Annotated in this window: 19 protein-coding genes and 2 pseudogenes; 18 read left to right on the top strand and 3 right to left on the bottom strand. The window is 61.5% G+C overall.

What is annotated here, in order from left to right; genetic code table 11:
- Positions 1-4 precede the first annotated feature (4 nt).
- Together A7D21_RS36595 and A7D21_RS09660 are read left to right on the top strand one after the other, a co-directional pair.
- Positions 5-202, top strand: a pseudogene (locus A7D21_RS36595) (alcohol dehydrogenase); the annotation flags it as partial.
- 139 nt (positions 203-341) lie between these two features.
- A complete protein-coding gene (locus A7D21_RS09660; RefSeq protein WP_069551601.1) occupies positions 342-905 on the top strand; it encodes a GNAT family N-acetyltransferase in 564 nt (187 codons plus the stop codon).
- Between the two features lie 146 nt (positions 906-1,051).
- On the opposite strand, the gene A7D21_RS09655 is transcribed toward A7D21_RS09660, so the two are convergent.
- From A7D21_RS09655 to A7D21_RS09650, 3 genes and pseudogenes are all read right to left on the bottom strand, one after another.
- A complete protein-coding gene (locus tag A7D21_RS09655; RefSeq protein WP_069551616.1) occupies positions 1,052-1,306 on the bottom strand; it encodes an Lpp/OprI family alanine-zipper lipoprotein in 255 nt (84 codons plus the stop codon).
- Positions 1,307-1,414: 108 nt separating this feature from the next.
- Positions 1,415-1,651: pseudogene (locus A7D21_RS34275) on the bottom strand (universal stress protein); the annotation flags it as partial.
- A 12-nt stretch (positions 1,652-1,663) separates the two neighbouring features.
- On the bottom strand, positions 1,664-2,578 hold the full coding sequence (locus tag A7D21_RS09650) for a universal stress protein (RefSeq protein ID WP_069551600.1): 915 nt from the start codon (positions 2,576-2,578) through the stop codon (positions 1,664-1,666).
- A 186-nt stretch (positions 2,579-2,764) separates the two neighbouring features.
- Between A7D21_RS09650 and A7D21_RS09645 the strand changes: the two genes are divergently transcribed.
- The 16 genes from A7D21_RS09645 to A7D21_RS09570 all read left to right on the top strand — a co-directional run bounded on the left by A7D21_RS09645 (position 2,765) and on the right by A7D21_RS09570 (position 21,405).
- Positions 2,765-3,667, top strand: a complete 903-nt coding sequence (locus A7D21_RS09645; protein WP_069551599.1) for a diguanylate cyclase domain-containing protein — start codon at positions 2,765-2,767, stop codon at positions 3,665-3,667.
- 46 nt (positions 3,668-3,713) lie between these two features.
- A complete protein-coding gene (locus tag A7D21_RS09640; protein WP_069551598.1) occupies positions 3,714-4,655 on the top strand; it encodes a universal stress protein in 942 nt (313 codons plus the stop codon).
- 179 nt (positions 4,656-4,834) lie between these two features.
- Positions 4,835-6,349, top strand: a complete 1,515-nt coding sequence (gene tssA, locus A7D21_RS09635; protein WP_069551597.1) for a type VI secretion system protein TssA — start codon at positions 4,835-4,837, stop codon at positions 6,347-6,349.
- 53 nt (positions 6,350-6,402) lie between these two features.
- Positions 6,403-6,900, top strand: a complete 498-nt coding sequence (tssB, locus tag A7D21_RS09630; RefSeq protein ID WP_053256092.1) for a type VI secretion system contractile sheath small subunit — start codon at positions 6,403-6,405, stop codon at positions 6,898-6,900.
- A 4-nt stretch (positions 6,901-6,904) separates the two neighbouring features.
- Entirely contained in the window at positions 6,905-8,392 is a 1,488-nt protein-coding gene (tssC, locus tag A7D21_RS09625) for a type VI secretion system contractile sheath large subunit (RefSeq protein WP_053256093.1), read from the top strand.
- Between the two features lie 65 nt (positions 8,393-8,457).
- Positions 8,458-8,877, top strand: a complete 420-nt coding sequence (tssE, locus tag A7D21_RS09620) for a type VI secretion system baseplate subunit TssE (protein WP_069551596.1) — start codon at positions 8,458-8,460, stop codon at positions 8,875-8,877.
- 8 nt (positions 8,878-8,885) lie between these two features.
- The gene (gene tssF / locus A7D21_RS09615; protein ID WP_069551595.1) at positions 8,886-10,598 is read left to right on the top strand and encodes a type VI secretion system baseplate subunit TssF; all 1,713 of its coding nucleotides are present in this window, start codon (positions 8,886-8,888) and stop codon (positions 10,596-10,598) included.
- Positions 10,562-11,575: a type VI secretion system baseplate subunit TssG gene (tssG, locus tag A7D21_RS09610; protein ID WP_069551594.1), complete on the top strand. Its 1,014-nt coding sequence runs from the start codon at positions 10,562-10,564 to the stop codon at positions 11,573-11,575. Before tssF ends, tssG begins: the two co-directional genes overlap by 37 nt.
- A gap of 116 nt (positions 11,576-11,691) precedes the next feature.
- Positions 11,692-14,250 carry a type VI secretion system Vgr family protein gene (locus A7D21_RS09605; RefSeq protein WP_069551593.1) on the top strand — a complete coding sequence of 853 codons (2,559 nt, stop codon included), beginning with the start codon at positions 11,692-11,694 and terminating at the stop codon, positions 14,248-14,250.
- A 28-nt stretch (positions 14,251-14,278) separates the two neighbouring features.
- Positions 14,279-16,672, top strand: coding sequence for a DUF2169 domain-containing protein (locus A7D21_RS09600; protein WP_171902602.1), 2,394 nt, complete (start codon positions 14,279-14,281; stop codon positions 16,670-16,672).
- Positions 16,665-17,612, top strand: a complete 948-nt coding sequence (locus A7D21_RS09595; RefSeq protein WP_069551591.1) for a pentapeptide repeat-containing protein — start codon at positions 16,665-16,667, stop codon at positions 17,610-17,612. The genes A7D21_RS09600 and A7D21_RS09595 overlap by 8 nt, the downstream gene beginning before the upstream one ends.
- A 10-nt stretch (positions 17,613-17,622) precedes the next feature.
- Positions 17,623-18,273, top strand: coding sequence for a DUF3540 domain-containing protein (locus A7D21_RS09590; RefSeq protein WP_053256100.1), 651 nt, complete (start codon positions 17,623-17,625; stop codon positions 18,271-18,273).
- A 10-nt stretch (positions 18,274-18,283) separates the two neighbouring features.
- Entirely contained in the window at positions 18,284-18,691 is a 408-nt protein-coding gene (locus A7D21_RS09585) for a DUF4150 domain-containing protein (RefSeq protein ID WP_053256101.1), read from the top strand.
- Positions 18,688-19,314 carry a type VI secretion system lipoprotein TssJ gene (tssJ, locus tag A7D21_RS09580; protein ID WP_069551590.1) on the top strand — a complete coding sequence of 209 codons (627 nt, stop codon included), beginning with the start codon at positions 18,688-18,690 and terminating at the stop codon, positions 19,312-19,314. Before A7D21_RS09585 ends, tssJ begins: the two co-directional genes overlap by 4 nt.
- A 40-nt stretch (positions 19,315-19,354) precedes the next feature.
- Positions 19,355-20,740 (top strand): type VI secretion system baseplate subunit TssK, encoded by a 1,386-nt coding sequence (gene tssK, locus A7D21_RS09575; RefSeq protein ID WP_069551589.1) that lies wholly within the window; start codon positions 19,355-19,357, stop codon positions 20,738-20,740.
- Positions 20,737-21,405, top strand: a complete 669-nt coding sequence (locus A7D21_RS09570) for a DotU family type IV/VI secretion system protein (RefSeq protein WP_053256104.1) — start codon at positions 20,737-20,739, stop codon at positions 21,403-21,405. The genes tssK and A7D21_RS09570 overlap by 4 nt, the downstream gene beginning before the upstream one ends.
- The last annotated feature ends 7 nt before the right edge of the window (positions 21,406-21,412 follow it).

Here is a 21,412-nt window from a genome sequence, read left to right as displayed (position 1 = left end):
CGCTCCTTACCGGCTGCTGTGGGCGAGCGCAGCATTCGTTCGGTGGCCAACCTCACGAGGCGACGGTACCGCGTTCTTCACAGAGCAACAGCACACCCCCTTGCACTGGGATGTCACCTGCTTTGCGCTCGACGATGCCCATCAGGCCCTGGCGCAGCTGCGCGCCGGTGGATTCAACGGCGCAATCGTCCCGGTGCCTTGACGCGCCTACTACGACTTTACGCGCCCGCCTCACGGGTTGCTGATCCAGATCAGCATCACGCCGCGCCATCGACGTAAAAGGAATGGCCCGCGCGGTTAATTCACGGCGCGCCGATCGGAACCGGATGGAGGATCACCCCATGCAAACTGTCAAAGCACACAACGACCGCGCCGTCGATATCTACGCCAAAGTGGCCGGCCAGTATTGGATCGAATCGCTCAAAGACGGTCGCCACGTACTGATCCGCCCGCTGACGGAAAAAGATCGTGATCGCGAGTACGCGTTTATCCAGCGCCTGTCTCCCGAGTCGCGACATATGCGCTTTCTCGCGCAGATCAATGAACCGAGTACAGCAATGCTCGATCAGTTGATGGACACCGATAACGCACAACGCATGGCCTATGTCGCGCTCACCCATGAAAACGGCGAATTGATCGAGATCGGCGTCAGCCGCTATGCGGCCACCGGCAAACAGACGTGTGAGTGCGCGATCACCGTCGCCGATGAATGGACGCAACTGGGGTTAGGCACACACCTCATGAAGCATTTGATCCAGGCGGCACGCAGGAATGGCTTTACCCAGATGTACTCGGTCGACTCCGCCGAAAACACCGCAATGCGCGATCTGGCCAGTGCCTTGGGGTTCGAGACACACCATGACCCGGAAGATTCCCGCCAGGTCATTCATCGCCTGCACTTGTGATCGCCCGCCCCGCGATGTTCAGGCCAACGGCTCATCGCGGGGCGCGCCGGGAAATAGTCGGGTGATCGGTGGCAGGCATGGAATCAGTGCCCATGAATACGCCTGCCCTGTTTCCGTCGGTCCCGGTTCAAACCAGGCAGAGATGCTTATTTGCGGGTCGCTTTCTCAAGCATCCGAATAGCCCGCGCATTGGCCTCATCGGCAGTCCGTTGCGCCTGGTCAGCTGCCGCCGCGGCTTTTTCAGCCTTGATGTAGGCTTCATCCGCCCGCAGTCGCGCGCTGGCAGCGTTGTTTTCCGCGCCATCCAGGCGAGCCTCCAGCTCTTTGGCATGTTGATGACTGCAACCGGCAGACATTGCCAACAACAGTGCCAGCAATGAAGTGCAAAGGTATTTGTTCATGGTTGTCCCGTGGTTCAAATGAGTTGAGTACCGGCCCAGTATCTGGCGTTGGTCGGCACGGCCTCTGATCTTTATCAACAAACCCACTGCCGTCCAAGGCGTTAGGCTGATCGCCAGAATGCTGCCCGGCACCGAATACAACGCGCGCGCTGTGTGACTGCCGATCAGGCGGTCGAGATCGAACCGGTGAACGGTTCCCATGACCACCATATCGGCCTGGAACTGTTCGACGAACTCATCAATCACCGGGACCGCCTGGCCCATCACAACGTCGCGGCGCTGCGGCGGTACTCCGTAACGGTCAGCCAGGGCAGTGAACGCCTGATGCAGGGATTGGCTCATTTCACACGACGTGTTTCAGTCCCGCGGCGGTTTGATTGCCCAGACACTGCAGGGCGCCTGATGCAGCAGACTTTCGGCGGTAGTGCCCAAGAGTTTGTCCAGCCCCCAATGCTGTACCGTGCCCATGAAGATCACGTCACTCTGGTGCGTACGCGCAAAGTCGCAGATGCTCAGCAGCGGTGAACCTTCGATGAAGTGACACCGGTCAGGTGGCACGCCCTGACGCTCGGCCAGGGACGCAAACGCTACGTGCTGCGCTTCGTTCAGCGCTTCATACAGCCCCTCGGCCAGGGGGACTGCGCCGTACCCCATGTCGGTGGCGTATACCGCGGCCCAGTCATAAACGTGCAGCAGGTCAAGTTGCGCCTGGCACTGGTCGGCCAACTGGCTGGCAGCCGCCACAATCTGGTCGTTAAACACCGCATCCTGGTCTTCACTGCGCAGCACATCGACGATGACCAGCACCTTGCGCGGTAATGGTGGGTACGCATCAGTGACCAGGTGTACCGGTACCGGGCAATCGCGCAGCAATTGCCAGTCCAGCGGTGTGAAAAACACGCGTTTGAGCGTTGGTACGTGCTCGGAATCCTTGACGATCAGGGCCAGCGGCATCTCGTTGACGAAATGCAAAATCTCCTCATAAGGATGATGAACCCACACCACCTCGCTGGTGACCTTCAGCCCGTGCTTGCTGATCAATTCAGCTTGTTCGGCGAGCCATTTGCGGTGGTTTTCCAGGAACCCTTCGCGCGCCCGGCTGATCTGCTCGGGCGCAAACAGGCCGGCCACCGCCAGTGCCTGCAAATAATCGAACGCCACGATATGCAATGGCAATTGCATTGCATGTGCCAGGGCAGCGGCACGCTCAAACGCCGCTGTGCGCGTCATGGAGGAAGGGGCAATCAACAACAAACGCTGAGTCTGCAACATGGGGCACCTCGGCACGCGGCCATCTCACGACGTGAATGAGCCTTCAGGTTGAGCGTTCCGGTTCGGTACCCAGTTGATCTTTATCAGCTTGCGCCAGCAAAAGTTGATTTTGGTCAATCGCCGCCCTGCCCGTTGCCCTAGCCTGAACCAGCGCTTGCCGCGTGACGGGCTCCGTCGGAGGGCACCATGATCGAAAATGACCAACAATTATTGGTGAGGGCATTGGACGCTGCGACCAACCCGGTATTGATCACCGAGAGGACGGGGTGCATCGTCTGGACCAACAGAGCGTTCTGCCTCATGAGTGGCTATTCCAAGGCGGAATTGATCGGTCAAACACCGCATCTGTTGTCTTCGGGCAGACAAACCACCACGTTTTATCGCGAGCTTTGGATGACCATCATGGCGGGCCTGACCTGGCAGGGCGAACTGATCGAGCGCCGCAAGGACGGTTCCAATTGCCAGGTCAATCAGGTCATTACCCCGGTATTCGATGTTCAGGGAGTGGTGACGCATTTTATCGCTGTCCTGCACAACTTCCGGGTCGCGGATGAGGACCGCATCCGCATGCAACAACTGGCCTTCCACGATGCGCTGACGGGGCTGCCCAATCGCAGCCTGTTCCTCAGCCTGCTCACTCAAGCAGTCAATCAAGCCACTCGGCAACAACAGCCCCTGGCGTTGATGTTCATCGACCTGGATCGCTTCAAGTCCATTAACGACACCCTGGGCCATGCGTGTGGCGATAAGTTACTGGTGGCGGTCGCGGAACGTCTTAGCCAGTCAGTGCGCAGGTCCGACGTGGTGTGTCGCTTGAGCGGCGACGAATTCGCGATTCTCGTGAGCGGCATGGACCAAGCCGCTCAGGTCGAAGCCCTGGCTGAAAAGCTGGTCGCCGCGATCAACCAGCCTTTCGTGATCGAGGGTCACTGCATCAATACGTACATCAGCGTCGGCATCAGCCTGTTTTCTGCGGGTGGCGTCAGGATTGAACAGTTCCTCGCACAGGCAGACAGCGCGATGTACCAGGCCAAAAAAAGCGGCGGAAATACCTGCCACTTCAGCCTGCTGCACGCGTCGGCAGGTTAACGCCTGAAGAACACTGCAGCGCGTGATCATCAACGGGAGTGCTGTCATGTCTGAGCAACTGCGTTTCATGCTGATCGTTTCGCCCCTGCTGCAAACCAGCCCGGCATTCGCTCGCGCCGCCGCGCTGGCCAAGGCCGCGGGCGCGGCGCTGCACATTGTGGCGTTTGATTACCTGGAAGGGCTGGCGGCGGTCAGCATGCTCGAGGAGCCGGTGCTGAAGCAGCTGCGCCAACGCTATCTTGAGCAGCATCGTCTATGGCTTGAAGCCCAAGCCTGCAGCCTGCGCGAGACCGGCGTAGCGATCACCACCGAGGTGCTGTGGGTGGAACGGCCGTTACAGCAAATCATCATTCACCTGAAGCTGCAGCGCATAACGGCGCTCATTAAGGCGGTCGAGCATGACTCGCTGATCTCACGCCTGATGTTTACGCCACTGGATATCCATCTGCTGCGCGAATGCCCGGTGCCCCTGCACTTTGTCAGCCATATGACCAATGCTTTGCCACGCAAAATCGTCGCGGCGGTCAACCCGTTCCACCGAGATGATCGATACAAAGCTTTTAACGATCGGCTCGTCCAGGAAGCCGGCAGGCTCGCGAGTGCCTGCAACGCCGAACTGGATGTGATCTATGCGCACGAGTTTTCATCCAGCAGTGCTGAACAGTACGGCTGCGATTATGCGTCGATGCTGCTCTCACCCGGCAAGATCAAGCACCTCTTCGACGCACAGGCCGAGGCCTTTCAAGCGCTCGCCGACCGCAACGGTATTGCGCCGGAACACCAACGCATGATCATGGGCAGCCCGGCCAAAGTGCTTTCCAGTTATGCCTATGCCTATGACATTGACGTCATTGTGATGGGCCGTCTCAACCACGGCGGCATGAAACCATTGGAAAGCAATACCGTGGAGGATTTGCTCTACAAAATGCCCTGCAGTGTGTGGGTGGTTTCACCCGAAGCGATGATCGGCAAGACGAAGCCAGCGTGAGGCGCCGTGTCGGACCGAAATCAGCGCACTATTGGCCTGCGCTTTCAGGTGTTGACCTGATGGGATGATTCGCCCCCATCCCCTACGGTACTGCTTAGTCGTCAAGCCCCAGGCCCTTCGCGTATTGCCTCGGGCCTGCGCACGACTCCTTTAAGCAGGCAGTAGAAGGCAAACGAACTATGCACGGTGACCAGGATCAGTTGGGGGCTTGTCCCATCAATGAGCAGTACCCGGCGGGTCACAACCCTCGCGATGGGGATGCGTTTGCTGCGGCTCAGGCAGAGATCGACAAGCTCAATAATATCCATGCGCTTGAAGCGGTGGATTGGCAGCGGTTATCGACACTCTGCGAGGGCATTCTCAAGTCTGAAGGTAAAGACCTCAGTGTCGCCATATGGCTGCTGTGTGCCTGGACGCGGTTGCGCGCAATGGCCGGGCTGAGCGCTGGGGTCCACCTGCTCAGAGAAATGCTCGACCTCTATTGGCACACCCTGACGCCACCCGCTTCGCGCTTGCGCGCACGGCGCAATCAGGCGCAATGGCTGATCGAGTGGCTGGACAAGACGCTGACAGAGCCTTTCGAATCGTTGGACGCACCGGCGGCTGAGCGCTTGATCAGCGACTGGGATGCCATCGAGGCATTCTGGCGCACGCAGGACGACCAGGCGCCGAGCTTTGCCAGAGTCCGTCGGCGCCTGGAGCAATTAACCCGTAGCCAAACCCAACAGCCCGCCCCGGACTCGTCGTCGCCCGCCCCGCAGCCCGCGCTCGCCGACCTCGCAATCGGCGCCCCGCCCAGTGTCATCAGCCCGAGGTTGACCGCATTGGACGATGATGAAGCCATCATCAGCAACGTAGAAACGGTGTTCGAGGCGCTGCGTCCGGTGCAGGCCTACTGTCTGCATCAGCGCCCGGCGCTGCCCTTGACCTATCGGCTGAATCGCCAGGCAATCTGGATCACCGTCGAAGCGCTTCCTCCCAGCGAGGGTCGAAACACTCGCCTGCCCTCTCCGCCCCTGACGCTGCGCGAGAGTGTCCTGGGTTTACAGCAGATCGCCGAGCCGCTGGATATCGCGCGCTTCTGTGAGGGGCGGCTGAGTAGCTACCCGTTTTGGCTCGACCTTAATCGCATCAGCCACACTGCCCTTTTACAGGCGGGTGCGTGCGCTGCTGCCCAGGCCGTAGCGCACGAGGTGCACGGGCTGGTCAGCCGCCTGCCTGGGGTTATTGAGCTGAACTTTGCCGACGGCATGCCCTTTGCCGATGGTGCCACCCGCGCGTGGCTGGAAAGCCTGGCACCGACGACGCCCGTGGCCGCTCCCAAGGATGCTATCGAGGCCTGTGTCGAAGACGCTCGGCGCATGGCCAATGACGGTCGACTGAATGAAGGGCTAGCCGAACTGCAGCGCTGCATCGCCCAAACCGCCAGCGCGCGCGATCGTTTCAGGCTGAGCGCCTCGCAGTGCGTGCTGGTTTATCGGTTCGACCCCCACCCCGATCTGCGTATCGCGCTCGAAGGCCTGCTGGCCCGCGCCGACGAGCTCAATCTGGAGCAATGGGAGCCTGAGTTGGTCAAGCCGCTGCTGGAAATGATGCTTGAGCACAGCAATTCGTCTGAATGGTCACGGCGCCTGTCACGCCTGGACCTCGAAGGTTTCTGGCGCAAGCGCAGCGCCTGCGCGCCAACCGACTGAACCCCTGACAAGACGCGACGGCCTCTGCGCGTCGCTCACTGAGGAGAAACACCATGGCAAGTGACGGTTCCGTCGCGCCTAAAGAGCGCGTCAATATTGTCTACAAACCTGCGACGGGCGATGCCCAGGAACAGGTCGAGCTGCCGCTCAAGCAACTGGTGATCGGGGACTTCACCCTGCGTGAAGACCCGACCCCTGTCGAAGAACTCAAACCGATTCGCGTCGACAAAGACAACTTCACCGACGTGCTCAAAGGCCAGAACCTGAGCCTGCAACTGTCCATCGCCAACCGCCTCTCGGACAACGCGACGCCAGACGAACGCCTGGCAGTGACGCTGAAGTTCGAATCGATTCGTGACTTTGAACCGGACGCCCTGGTTGAGCAGGTGCCGGAGCTCGGTCGGTTGATCGCCCTGCGCGATGCACTCAAGGCGTTGAAAGGCCCACTGGGCAACGTGCCCGACTTTCGCAAGGAATTACAGGCATTGATTGGCGACGACGGTTCGCGTGCCCGCTTGCTCGGTGAGCTGGGCGTTGAGGAAAAGGAGTAAAGCCATGAGCCAAGAAGCAACGCAAAACCCGGCCACGCAAGTATCTACCACGCACCAGGAGGGGTCGCTACTCGATCAATTGATCCATACCGCGCGAATAAAACCTGGCGACGAGGCCTACGCGGTGACGCGTCAAGGCCTTGAGGCGTTTGTCGCCCAGTTGCTGGAACCCAGCCGCGCGGTAGAAAAAGTCAGCGCCAACCTGATCGACGACATGATTGCAGCGTTGGACGCCAAGCTGTGCCGTCAAGTCGACGCTATTTTGCACGATGAGCGTTTCCAGGCACTCGAAGCGTCATGGCGTTCGTTGAAATTTTTGGTCGACCGTACCGATTTTCGTGAAAACAACCGCCTGGAAATGCTCAGTGTGTCCAAGCAAAAGTTGCTGGACGACTTTGAAGACGCCCCGGAGATCACGCGTTCGGGTCTCTACAAGGCGGTTTACAGCGCAGAGTTCGGACAGTTCGGCGGCCAGCCATTCGGCGCCATCATCGGCAATTACGAGTTCAACCCTGGCTCGCAGGACATCAAGCTGCTGCAGTCCATCGCTGCCGTATCGACGATGTCGCACACGCCCTTCATCGCAGCGGCGGGCCCGCAGTTCTTTGGCGTCGAGAGTTTTTCCCAGCTGCCCAACCTGAAAGACCTGCAAGCCGTGTTCGAAGGCCCACAGTTCATCAAGTGGAATGCGTTTCGCGAGAGTGAAGACTCGCGGTTTGTGGGGCTGACGTTGCCGCACTTCCTGCTGCGTACGCCTTACGGGGAAGAGACGGTGCCCGTCAGGAAGTTCCGCTACAACGAAAGCGTGAACACCAGCAACCACGACTTCCTGTGGGGCAATGCCGCCTTTGCGTTTGCCAGCCGGTTGTCCGACAGCTTCGCCCAGTATCGCTGGTGTGCCAACGTCATCGGCCCGCAAGGCGGCGGCACGGTCAGTGACTTGCCGATTTACAACTACGAAGCCATGGGTGAGGTGCAGACCAAAATCCCCACCGATGTGCTGATCTCCGAGCGACGGGAATTCGAGCTGGCCGAGCAAGGTTTTATTGCCCTGACCATGCGCAAGAACACCGACAATGCCGCGTTCTTCTCCGCCAACTCTTGTCAGAAACCCAAGTATTTTGGCAATGACAAAGAAGGCAAGGAAGCGGAGTTGAACTACAAACTCGGCACTCAGTTGCCCTACATCTTCGTGGTCAGTCGCCTGGCTCACTACATCAAGGTCATCCAGCGCGAAAACATTGGCACCTGGAAAGAGCGCGGCGACCTGGAGTCGGAGCTCAATGGCTGGATCCGTCAATACGTCGCCGACATGGACAACCCCGCCGTGGGCGTGCGCAGCCGTCGGCCATTGCGCCAGGCGGATATTGCGGTGCACGACGTCGAAGGCGATCCAGGCTGGTACCGCGTGAGTCTCAAGGTGCGGCCGCATTTCAAATACATGGGCGCTTCGTTCACCTTGTCGCTGGTCGGCAAGCTGGACAAGAGCTGAACCCTGCGGCCATCGCCGTGGCGATGGCCGCACCCGTGGCATCCTGAGTACTTGAGGGACCGGTGATGAAAGAAAAACGCCTGCTGGAACGCATTGGTGCCCTGCAAGTGGGTAGCGAACGCTCGCACCTGACCCAGGCTGAAGTGTTGCTGGACTCACTGATGGCGCACCTGAGCCGAATTCTCAACACTCGCCAAGGTAGCGTGCCAATCGACCCGGATTTCGGGGTGCCCGACTTCACCAACCTGGCCGGCAGTTTCGCCACCGGGGAAACGGCGCAAATCATCGAGCACATGACACGCATGGTTGCGCGTTACGAACCGCGCCTCAAATCCCCCTGCATCACCTTGGCCGACCATGGCCGCGAGGTGTTGTCGTTGCGCTTCATGCTCGACGGATTGGTCGCGATCAATGACCGCGACATCCCCATCCACTTATCGACCCTCGTCTCCTGCGACGGGCGTGTCTCGCTGTCAATGCGCTAGGTGGACTTGTGCAGAACCTCTACTACCAAAGTGAACTGAATAACCTGCGGCATCTGGCCGATGAGTTTGCCCAGCGCAACCCGGCCCTGGCGCCATTGCTGGGCAGTGGCTCGGCCAGCGATCCGGATGTGGAGCGCCTACTTGAAGGCGTGGCGTTCCTGACAGGCATGGTGCGCCAGCGGTTGGATGACGAGTTTCCAGAATTTGTCCAAGAGCTGGCGCAGTTGCTGTATCCGCAATATTTGCAGCCGCTGCCGTGCATGACGCTGCTGCAGTTCGCGCCGCGAACAGCGCTTTCGCAGACACAACCTATCGCGACCGGCTGCGAAGTGGCTTCGGTGCCCATTGACGGCCATCGCGCGAGCTTTCGCAGCACGATGCCGGTCGACCTTGAACCGGTCACGCTGACCGGTGCGCGCTGGGACGGTGGAACCGCAGAGCGCCGCAGCCTGGTGCTGGACCTTGCGCTGACCGTCGCGCCCGATGACTTCAAGGCCGACAGCCTGACCTTTTACCTGGGGGATACCTTCAGCGAAGCCTGTGCCCTGCTCCGCCTGCTGGACCAGCATGTGCGCGAAATACGCATCCAGGGTGAAGGCCAGCCAATAACGCTGCTGTCGGCCAACCACATCCAGTCGTGCGGATTTGATCGGGCGCACGCGTTGTTGCCCTACCCGGATGCAGCACACCCGGCCTACCGGGGTTTGCAGGAGTATTTCGCGTTACCGGAAAAATTCCTGTTCGTGCGCTTGAGCGGTTTGCAGCGCTGGCGCCATCGCGGCGAACACACCCGCATGAGCGTAAAGCTGGTGTTCGACAACGTGCCGTCGTGGGCCCCTGCCCTGACCGAAAACAGCTTCATGCTCGGGGTGACGCCCGCGGTCAACCTGTTCACCCAGGACGCTCACCCACTCAGGGTCGATCACCGCCAGGCCGAATATCGCATCCAGCCTGCGAACCAGTCCCAACGCCAACGTCTGCGTATTCATTCGGTGCTGAGTGTCAGCGCCTATTCGGGCACCGGCAACGAAAAAACCTTAAAACCCTTCCACACCATTTACCAGCGCGATGCGTTCAACTTGCGCATTCGCCAGGGCAGCAATGACCCGCGTGATTACGAGCACTTCATCAGCCTGCCGTATGTCGACCGCCAATCGCCGCAAGACGTCACCCTGTCGATCTCGTTGCTGTGCACTGACGGCCCACTGCCTGAAAGCTTGCACCCCGGGGACCTCAACCAGCCGATGGACAACACCCCGGCGCGCGTCACGCTGCGCAACATTCGTGGGATCACCCCCTGCCATCCGCCCAAATACCAGGACCGGTTGCTGTGGCGCATGCTTTCCCAACTGAATGCCAACCACTTCAAACTGCTCGACGCCGATTACCTCAAGAGCCTGCTCAAACTCTACTTGCCGAGCGCCGATGAAGGTGGGCAGGACGCCAATAATCGGCGTATCAACGGCATTGAGAAGGTCGTTGCCACGCACGAGCGGCGCTTCATCAACGGGCTGCCCATCGAAGGTACGGTGGTCCACCTGGAGTGCCGTGGCGATCATTTTCTGGGGGCCGGAGGGCTTTACCTGTTTGGCGTGGTGCTCGATGAGTTCTTTGCCGGCAGTGTCGCGGTCAACAGCTTCGTAGCCCTCAACCTGTACGACAGCGTTAATCAGGAAACACTGGCGTGGCCGGCGAAAATCGGTCGGCAACGCCTGCTATGACCCAGGACACCTTGCTGGCCAACGGGCGCGACTATGCTTTTTTCCAGGCGTTGCGCTTGCTGCGGCTGCGCTTTGCAGACGATCACGCGTTCAGCGATGGTGTACGCGTGCGCCCTGGCCTGGGATTAGGGTTCCCCGAGAGCGATATTTTAGCCATCGACCAGGACGCCAGCGGGCGCTATCACCTGCAAGCCAGCTTTTTTGGCTTGTATGGCGTGACGTCACCGCTGCCGACCTTCTACACCGAAGACCTGATCGATGAGCAACTGCAAGGCCGCAGCGCCGGCCGTGATTTTCTCGACGTTTTGCATGCCGCGCTGTACCCGCTGCTGTTTCGTGCCTGGGAAAAACACCGGCTGTGGATGGCGATCGGCGAGCGTCGTGACCTGGGTCGTCTCAACCTGGTGCGCTCGCTGGTGGGCCTGGCGGATGCCGACCCGCAGTGGCGCCAGCTTGCCCCGCAATTAGTGCGCTACGCCGGCCTCTTCAACCAGTTCCCGCGCTCGGCCCTCGGCCTGGAGCAACTGCTCAGCAGCACACTCGACGGCGACCCCGTCGAGGTCGTGCCCTGTGTGCTGACCCAAGTGCCGATTGATGACCAGTCCCGCTGCCGGTTGGGCCTGCAGGGCAATGCGCTGGGGCAGGACAGCCTCCTCGGTCAACACGTCAACGACCGCAGCAGCACCCTGGACATCCGGGTCGGCCCGTTGGACGCCCTGCGTTTTCACCTGCTGATGCCAGGCACCGCGCTCTACAAACGTATCGAACGCTTAACCGCGTTGTACCTGCACACCCCGGTCAAATGCCGGCTGGTGCTGAGCCTAAAACCAGACCAACAACGTGGCACGCGTTTGGGTGACGGTTGGCAGCGCCTCGGCACCAACACCTGGCTGGGCCGTACGCTGGAACAGGGTGAGGCGGTATTCACCCTGGTCGGGGCGCAAGGTCCCGGTACTCAATCGCAGACCGGAGAATGATTCAGGCAGAGCCTTGAACAACTGAACAATCAGGTCTTTACCCGAGCGCCAAAAAAACGCGCCCGACCTACAGTGGCCCCGTGACTCGATTGCGCAGGTAACCAGGAGTTCAGACCATGACATTGACCGAGCAACCTCTGTGCACCTTCCTGAGTGATGGGCTTGCCTTGGAGCCCCTGCTGGTCGCTCGCTGGCAGGGTGAGGACGTGTTGTCACGGCCCTATCGCTTCGAGGTCGTACTGGCTTCACTGAACCCGTTACTGAACGAAGACGCCATGCTCGGTGCACCCGCGCACCTGACCCTGTTTGACGCCCTCGGCGCCGCTCACCCGTACCACGGCATCGTCACTTCGGTGGAGCTGTTGGATGCCGACGATCTCTACCACTATTGCCGTGTGGTGCTGGAGCCGCGCATCACCCGCCTGCGCCAGCAGCGCTTCAGCGAAATCTGGCTGGACAAAAACCTGCCGGAGCTGTTGCGCGACATCCTCAAAAATGCCGACCTGACACGTGAAGGCCAGGGCGCCGACAGCACCCGCACGGCCGCTTTCGATTTTGACCTGCGCCTGCGCGACGACGACATCCCCCACACGCAAGCCAACTTCACCTGCCAATACGAAGAAACCAGCTTCGACTTTCTATCGCGCCTGTTGGAATACAGCGGTTGCTACTACTTCTTCGAGCAGCAGGAGCAGCAGGAAGCCCTGATCTTTTGCAGTGATCGCAGCGCCCAACCCAAGGCATTGCTGCCGGTGCGGTACCGGCCCCTGGACACCGCACTGAACAGCGGGTTTGCGGCGGTAGCGCACACCTTTAGCCGGCGCAGCGTGGTGCAACCGGAGCAGGTGGTGCTGCAGGATTTTTCCGCGAGCAATGCGCAACTGGCGCTACACAGCACAGCGTCGGTGGCCGCCGGCAGCGTCGCCGACAATGCCCAGGCCCCCGCCACCTCGCCAGCATTCAGCGGCGAGTACGGCGTGTATGGCGAGCATTTTGGCAGTCACGATCAGGGCCTCTGGTTGGCGCAACGCCGTGCCCAGGCGCTGGGATGCCGTCATCGGCTGTTCCAGGGCAGCGGCCATGTCACTGGCCTGCGATCCGGCGGCTTGATGGCCTTGGCCGGGCATGCGCGACCTTGCATGAATGCGGCCTATCAAGTGCTTGAAGTGCACCACAGCGGCCAACAACCATTGCCCGCGACAGGCGAGGATAATCTGGCCGGCGATACCCAGACACGCTTCCTGGTGATCCCCGCCGAGGTGCAGTTCCGCCCGCCTCTGGACACCCCAAAACCCAACGCGTTTGGCGTACTGAGTGCGGTGGTGGATGGCGACGACAGTGGCAAGCCGCTGCTCAACCAGCACGGTTGCTACAAAGTGCGCTTTACATTTGCCCGCGATCAAAAGCCCAGCACTCGGGGTTCGGCATGGCTGCGCAGGGTGTCGTTGTCTGCCGGTTCCAGCCATGGCATGCACTTTCCGCTGCTCAAAGGCAGTGAAGTGTTGGTGTCATTTCTGGGGGGCGACCCCGACCGGCCGATTATCGTTGGCTGCGTGCCAAACTCGGAAAACCCGAGCATGGTCGTTGAGCGTAACGCCACCCAGAGCGGCTTCTCCACGGCCGGAGGGCACTTCCTGGCGATGGAAGACCACCCCGGGGCTGCCCATCTGAAGCTGGGTGCGCCTGGCGGCAACAGCGTCTTCACACTGGGCAATGGCGAAGTCGCCGGCGCGCAACTGCGCACCAACGCCCACATGCAATTGACATCGTCCTCGCTCAAACACGAAGTGCCCGGCGTGTACTCATTGTCGATGGGCACCGGGGACCCGGCGGCCGCCAATAGCAGCGACCCGGGCGCGGATAACCCGGTACCGGCTTCGCCCGCCGAGCCTAAACCCACACCGGGGGAACTCAACACTGGTGTCAACTGGGGCGGCCCGAACTGGCTCAACCTTGGCGCCAAGGCTGAATTCACCAACGCGCCGACCTTCTCGGCATCACTCAAGACCGCCACAACCCAGGCGGAGGCGAGCCTGGGCGTGGCCAAGCTAAGCCTGACTGCGCAAGGAAAAGCGACCACCGTGAATATGTCGGGCGTGAGCATTTTACTCTCGTGTAACGGGTTCACTTACGCCTGGGAGAAGATCGGGAAGAAGGTCGCAGCAATTTCCGAGGACAAGAAGCTGATCGACAGAACGGTGGCCTCCGTCTCACAGCTTCAAGCCGAGCTGCACAAGGTGACTACCGATCTCTATACGGTGACCGCAACGACCTCGATCACGCTGAAATGCGCTGAGCATTCGATCGTACTCAACCCCGATGGCATTCGGATCCAGTCGCCTAAAACGATCATGATCGACGGCGACGTGGCCATTACCGGTAAAACCCGGTTCGTGGGCAATGTCGATGTGGTGGGCGATATCCACTGCAAAAACGCGAGCGTTTCCTCCCAACTGAAAGCCACCTACACCAGCCTGGACGAACTGAGTGCGAGCAATGCGACGTTGGGCGCCGTGTATATCCCACCCACGCCGACGGAAGCGCTGATAGAGGCCGAAGAAATCGCGCGGCTCAAAGCCTTTGAGGTGCTCAACGAAATGGCCGAAGCGCTCGCCAGAGGCTTGGACGACGGCGCCAATGCGGCACTCCAGGTGGTCGACAACTTCGAGCCTTAAAGCGTTTCTTCCTGACGAGGGTTCAAGCATGCACCTTTCCTATTCCGACATAAGTCTGCTGACCCTGGCCCGTCAACAGGGGCCGAGGCCTGCGACCCTGGCAATTACCGTGGGCCTGCTGTTCGGTGCCGACCACCAGGTGCTGGCCGCTGAACATGCATTGCCCTGGCTCAGCCAGCGCTTCGACAAACAGCCGTTCGACAGTGGTTTGAAAAAAGCCCGTGGCAGTGTCGCCGTGCAGGGCGACGCGTACCCGCTGACGCCTGAGCAGCAACGCAATGGCATGGCCGTGCGCGTGCGCATCGCGAGCGTCAGTAAGACCTTGCACCTGCACCCACCCAGGTGCTGGGAACGCGGGGCGCTCGGCTTCACGGCGCGTCCAACCGGCCCGCTCCTGCGTTTGCCGCTGGATTTGCAGCACGCGTTCGGCGGCGCCGGCTGGGCGGATAATCCCGAAGGCAGCGGCTATCTGGCAGACCCCGACAGCAGCGTGGGCTTGCCGTTGCCGCAAATCGAAAACGCACACTTGCCCATGCGGCTACCCGGCCAGACGCTGCCAATCGCCAGCCTGCGCCCGCTGCCGCCGCAGTGCCTTGAACGCCGAAGCTTGTGGGGCACTTGCGATAAACACTGGACAGCACGTCGGGCACCCTGCCCGCCTCTGGATTGCGACGCCCGCTGGTTTGATGAAGTCGCTCAGGATCAATGCCACTCAGATTACTGGGCCGGCAACGAAACCTGGAGCGTTGACGGCATGCACCCTGTGCAGGCGCAAATCGGCGGGACGTTGCCCGCCTTCCGAGCCAGGGTGTTTCTCAAGCGCACGGCATCGACACCCGAGATCGAAGAGCCGCCAGTGCACCTGGACACGGTGTGGCTATTCCCCGACGTTGAGCGGGTGTTGCTGCTGTACCGGGCCGAGGTCGCTGTGGCCGATCTTGACGGCGCCGATATTGCGCAATTGGGCGCCGTGTATGAACGCGTCGACGCACCTACGGCAACCGCCGCCGCCTGCTGCGAAAAACTCTGGCCGTCGATCAAGCCGCCGCCTGCGGCCATGCCAATAGCGCCTGAAACCGTCGATAAAAACGCCATCATTCAGCGTATGCAGGCCTCGCTGGATGCGCGTTACGCGGCCTTCGCGGCCGAACAAGCCAACGTATTGGCCCGTGCCGGCGACGTCGGCAAACGCTTCGGCAAACGGTTGAACCCGGCCGAGTACCCGGCGACTGCACCTAACCTCGCCGCATTGGCGCAACGCCCGCCGGCCAAGGCACGGCCGTTTGACCCGGCGGCCCTCAAGGCGCGCATTCATGCCAGCATTGACCACGCGCAGGCGGCGACCGAGCAGTTCATCGACCAGACCGCGGTCCACCTGCACATGAAGCCTGAGGCGCTACGCGAAGCGATCAAACAGGTTGAGCACAACGCGCCCCGCCCGGCCAGGACAGACTTACTGTCGAGTCTTGACCAGTTGCCCCTGCCGGCGTCACGCAAAGCCACTGTGCACACACAACTGAGCGCCGGTTTGCAAGCAATGCGGGAGACAGAACAGCAGATCAACACGAAGATGCAGGCACTGCGGGCGAAATTGCCGGCGGCCAGTCCGTTAAACGACAAATCGCCGCCGCCTGCTGCCAGCCGCCACAGCGTCATCCCTGAAGCCGGGCCCTGGACTCGCGCGTTACTCGAAGCCGCCCACGCCCGGGGTGACCACCTGGAAGGCGCGCGTTTTGTCGGCCTGGACCTGTCTGCCAGTGATTTGACCGGCGCCGTACTGCAGCGCTGCCTGTTTGATCACTGTGTGTTAGCTGCCGCGCATTGGCCAGGTATCGACCTGACCGGCAGCACCTTCAAAAATTGCGACCTGCGGCAGATCGACTTGCGCGAAGCGCAGTTAACGCAAACACGTTTGCGCGACTGCCTGCTGGACCAGGCCCGGTTGGCCGGCGCGAGCCTGGGCTCGGCGGCCTGGTCTGGGGTCAACGGTAAGGACATCGACCTGACCGATGCCCATGCGGCCGAGCTGCAACTGGACCTGGGTTGCCAGTTGCCCGGCATTCGCCTGGATAACGCAAACCTTGCCAATGCCAGCCTGCAAGACGTGTCACTGCCGGGGGCAAGCCTGCGTGGCAGCCACCTGCACAACGCGCTGCTGATTCGCTGCAACTTGCGCAGCAGCCACGGTTATCGCCTGGACGCGCGCAATGCCGACTTCACCGGCAGTGACCTCAGCCAAATACAGTGGGTCGGCGCCAACTTGCAGCAAGCCCGCCTACGCAAAGTCCGTCTGGATCAGGCCGACCTGCGCGACTGCAATCTGCATGCGGTCACCAGCGAAGGCGCCCGAGGCCTCGGGGCCCGCCTGGACGGCGCTTTATTGAGCTATTGCCGATTACCCGAGGAACTCGAACATGTCTGAATCAATAACCGCCGAACAACTGCGCGCACGCGTCGCCGAGGGTGGCGTACTGCGTAACCTGTGCCTGGCCGGTGGTGACTTCCGTGGGGTGACGCTGGGCCATGCGCGCCTGGAGCAGATCGATGCGCGCAATGCGTGCTTCAACGACGCCGACCTTGAGGCCTGTACCTGGGTCGACTGCCAACTGGCAGGCAGCCATTTTTCGCGCAGCCAGTTGCGTCAGGTCGATTTCAGAAACTGTCACTTCGATGGGGCAAACCTGGCCACCGCGACCCTCGACGGTGGCCGCTGGTTACGCTGCGAGGCCGTTGGGTTGAACCTCAACGAAACCACCGCCAGCAACCTGAGTTTCATTGACTGTGCATTCTCGGTGCCGAATTTGCGCGGCAGCATCATGCGCCAATGCCAACTGGATCATGTCAGCCTGTGTGATGCCGATGCCAGCTCCGCGCAATGGCAGCAAGTGCGCGTGACCGACAGCCTGCTGCGCAACCTCTACCTGATCGACGCACACCTTGAGCAATGTGCCTTTGATCGCAGCAGCCTGACCGATGTGGACCTGAGCCACGCCGAGACCCGTGCCCTGTCGCTGTTCCAATGCCAGGGCGCTCGAGTGCGGTTCATCGCCACGAACCTCATCCAGGCGATCTTTACCGACGCCCGTCTGAGCGCTGCCGACTTCACCGACAGTGGGTTGGTCCAGGCCAACCTGAACGGCGCAGTGCTGCCCGGCGCGCAGTTCTTGCGGGCCCGCCTGCGCTACGCCCAATGCATCTATCTGCGCGCCAGCGGTGCCGACTTCACCGATGCCGACCTGTTCGGCGCCAACCTGCACGCCGCCGAACTGGACAACTGTCAGTGGAAAGGCGCACGCCTCGACGACATTCGCCCTGCCGACCCACTGCGCCTGGCCGCCGACCGTTGGCAGCCGACGCTGTAAGGAGACCACCATGCCACTGCAAGCCCCGCAGCACAGTCAATCCCCGGCCACGTTGCACCATGGGCGGGTCAATGCCGAGGATGGCGAGCGTTTTGGTGTCGTCAGTACCGACGGGCGCCGTTACTGGCTCAAGCCCGCCGCCGGTTGCCTGCTGCGCCCGGCACTCGGGGATGCGGTGCTGATCTGCATGGAGGGTACGAGCGGCTACATCCTCAGCGTACTGGAGCGCGACAGCAGCGCGCCCGCCCGCTTGAGTGTGGACGGCGACCTGCACCTGCACGTGCCGGCAGGTGCGCTGCATATAGAAGCGCGGGACGGCATCAGCCTGGATGCCGGCGCGGCACTTGCCGTGCGCAGCGCTGACGTCCTGCTGCACAGCCGCCACGCGTGCCTGACAACCCAAACGCTGCAGGTCAGCGGTGAGCGCGCCGACAGCCATTGGCTGCACCGCCACGACAGCGCGTTGCACGCTCACCAGACCGCGCAGGTCCATACCGCCGAGTTCGGCGACAGCCGCCGCCGTGTCGAAGGGCACGAAGACCTCTACGCAGGCTCGGTCAGCCAGCAGGTCAAAAACGATTGGCAACTGCGTGGCGAAACCCTCGACCTGTTCGCCGACATCACCGTCGCGCTGGATGGCCAGCGCATCAAACTCGGTTAGGAGTCCTCCCATGTTCATGCTGACCAATGATGGTGCAGTGGCTACCGCCACCGCCCCTGACATGTGTAATACACCCAGCCCGACCGGGCCTTTGCCCGTGCCCTACCCCAACATCGCCGACACGCGCATGGCCGACCCCGCCGGCCTGATGTCGAACGTGCTGGTGATGGGTATGCCGGCGATGACGCTGATGAGCAAAGTGACGATCAGCAATGGCGATCAACCCGGCGCCGCAGGCGGCCTGCTCAGTGGCCGGATCATGGGCGAGATGACCTTTCTCAACGCCAGCACCTGCGTCACGGTCGGCGGCAAACCGGCGGTGCGGGTGACCTGCCTGACCGGGCATAACGGTGCCCCTCAGAATACCGTGGGCATGGTCAGCGCGCCTGGGCAGACCAAAGTGCTGGTGTTGAGATGAACACCGTGGCACTTAAAACCCTCGCGGTGCTGCTGCTCGGTGTGTTGCTCAGCGCCTGTAGCAGTAACGGTCTGACACCGCAGCAACAAGCGTTGAGCGAGCTGAAGTGGAACTACGCCGATGACAGCATTGAACTCACGCTGACCGCCGACAAAGACCTCAATCAATACGACGGCCAGGCACACACACTCCTGCTGGTGGTGACTCAGTTCGCGCAGCCGAACGCGTTCAGTGCCTACACCGGCAGCAGCCAGCAACTGAGCAAGCTGTTGCTGATGAGCAGCGCGCCACCGGACCTGATCGGCCTGACACGCCTGTTTATCGAGCCGGGACAGACCCGCACCGTGCGCTTGCCGCGCCTGGAGGGGGCAAAAATGGTCGGCATCAGCGCCGGCTATGCCCACCTGGACCCGCAGCGCAGCGTCAAGCTCTACCGGATTGGCGTAGACGTGGCCTCCACCGGCTTTTTCAGTAAAACCTGGACCGCCCGCCCGAAAACGCTGGCCATCAACCTGTTGCTGGGGCCTGACGCACTGTTGCGCAGCCAGCAAAGCCAGTTGCAACAACCGCCCGCCGAGCAACCCGCCGAAGGCGAAGTCAGCCTGACGGACGCCGGCCAATGATGGCTTTTTGGTGTGTTTCCCCACGCTGTCGAGGTGCCCTATGAACATCGACAAACCGCTCTACTGGCATCAAGGCCTGTTCCTGCAACCGCAGCACTTTCAGCAGAATGATGCACGCCTGGAAAGCCTGGTGACGAGGACCCTTGCCTGCCAACAGCCGCATGCCTGGGGGCTGATATCGATGTGTTTGAACGATGCTGCGCTGGCGTCGCGTCAATGCCGGATTGAACAACTGTCGGTGCGGTTTACCGACGGCAGCCTGGTCGAATACCCCGGCAACGCCTTACTGGAGTGTCGCCCGCTGGCGCTCGCAGACTTTGTCAGCGACAGCCGCACGCTGTATGTCGGGCTCAAGCGCAGCCAGCCGGGCGAACCGGATGCCCAGGTGTTCGAAGCGCTGCAAGATGCCGAAAAAGCCAACGTGCGGTTTGCCGTCAGGGCTGACCCGCAAACGCTGGACGACCGTCACGGCGACGCCCCTGAAGCGCTGGTGCGGCAAATGTCCTACGTTTTGCGTCTGTTCTGGGAAGAGGAACTCGACAACCTCGGGGCCTATGAATTGCTGCCTATCGCGCGGTTGGAGCACGACGGTGACCGGATTCATTTGGCCGATCGCTACATCCCGCCTTGCGTGATGATCGGTGCCTCACCGGCATTGATGCAAACGCTGCGAGACACCCGTGACGAATTGGTCGGCCGAGCCCGCCAGTTGGAGGTGTTCAAGCAATCCGGCGATGCGCGTTACGGTGACTTCGATGCCGCGCACACCCACAATTTGCTCGCATTGGTGATCCTCAACCGTTATGGCCCATTGTTGACACACCTGCTGGAGACGCCACACGTCTCGCCGTGGCAAGTGTATGGGACGCTGCGGCAATTGATCGGTGAACTCAGTGTGTTCAGCGAGCGTTGCGACATGCTGGGGCAAACCCACGAGGGTCGATCGCTGCTGACGTCCTATCAGCATGAAACCTGCGGCCAGGCGATTACCCTGGCGGCCGGGTTGATCGGCCAGTTGCTTAACGAGATCAGCGTCGGTTCAGAACTTCTGGTGCGGTTGCTGCCCAGCGATGGGTTGTTTCAAAGCTGCTTGCCGGATGCCTTTCTTGGCCCGCGCCACCGCTATTACCTGGTGGTGCGCAGCGACGGTGATCCGACGCGGTTGGCGCAGCAGCTGGAACTGGATGCCAAGTTGGGTGCGCCGCAGGACATGCCCGACCTGATCAACCGCGCATTGCCGGGGGTCGAGCTGATTTACCTGCAAGTGCCGCCGCAAGGCATGCCGCGTCGGCCCGGAGCGCTTTATTACCGCCTGGAGCCACTGAGCGAGGCCTGGGAAACAGTCTGCAGCACCCAGGCCGCCGCATTGTTTATGCCCAACGCCCCGGCAGACATGCTGGTCGAGCTGGTGGTGGTCCGCGCATGAACGAAGGTCGCTTGGCCGACTGCTGGGTCGGCGTCTTTGAATGCACTCGGGCCGTGTTCGCCGATCCCGCGGCGTCGGCAGCCACCGCCACAGCACGCCTCATCAACCAGCTGGACATGGCGGCGAGTCGCGCCCGTGAGCTCGGTTACGTCGAGGCATGGGTACGCGAATCGCTGTTTTCGGTGGTGGCCTGGGTGGATGAAACCGCAATGACCACTGCGTGGCCCGGCGCCGCTGAGTGGCGGCGTTCGCCGTTGCAACGCCACTACTTTTTTACCACGCGGGCCGGGGTGGAGTTCTTCCAGCGCTGGCAGGCGTTGCCGGAAGAAGCGGGTGCGGTCCGTGAGGTGTTTGGCCTGGCCTTGCTCGCCGGGTTTGCCGGCCACTACGCAACGCGCCCAGCCAGCGAGCTGGACGAGTTTCGTCGGCAATGCCTGCAACGCATCGCCCGGGACGGCCAGATGGCCACGCTGCAGGCGTCCGGCACGCTGTTCAGCCAGCCCTCATTCGGCGTCACGGCGCAACGCCGCCGCGCGCGTCGGCGAGTGCCCGCGCTGGTGCTTACCCTGCTGATCGTGATTCCGCTGCTGGGGCTGGCGGCACTCTACGTCGGCCTGGACCGGCCGCTGGCAGCGGCCGCTGCAATGCTGATGGAGGCCCATTGAAATGTTA

It is taken from the genome of Pseudomonas sp. AP19 (genome assembly GCF_001728855.1).
Lineage (GTDB): Bacteria > Pseudomonadota > Gammaproteobacteria > Pseudomonadales > Pseudomonadaceae > Aquipseudomonas > Aquipseudomonas fluorescens.
Note: the sequence above shows the minus strand (reverse complement) of the source record. Positions and strands in the feature narration are given on the sequence as shown.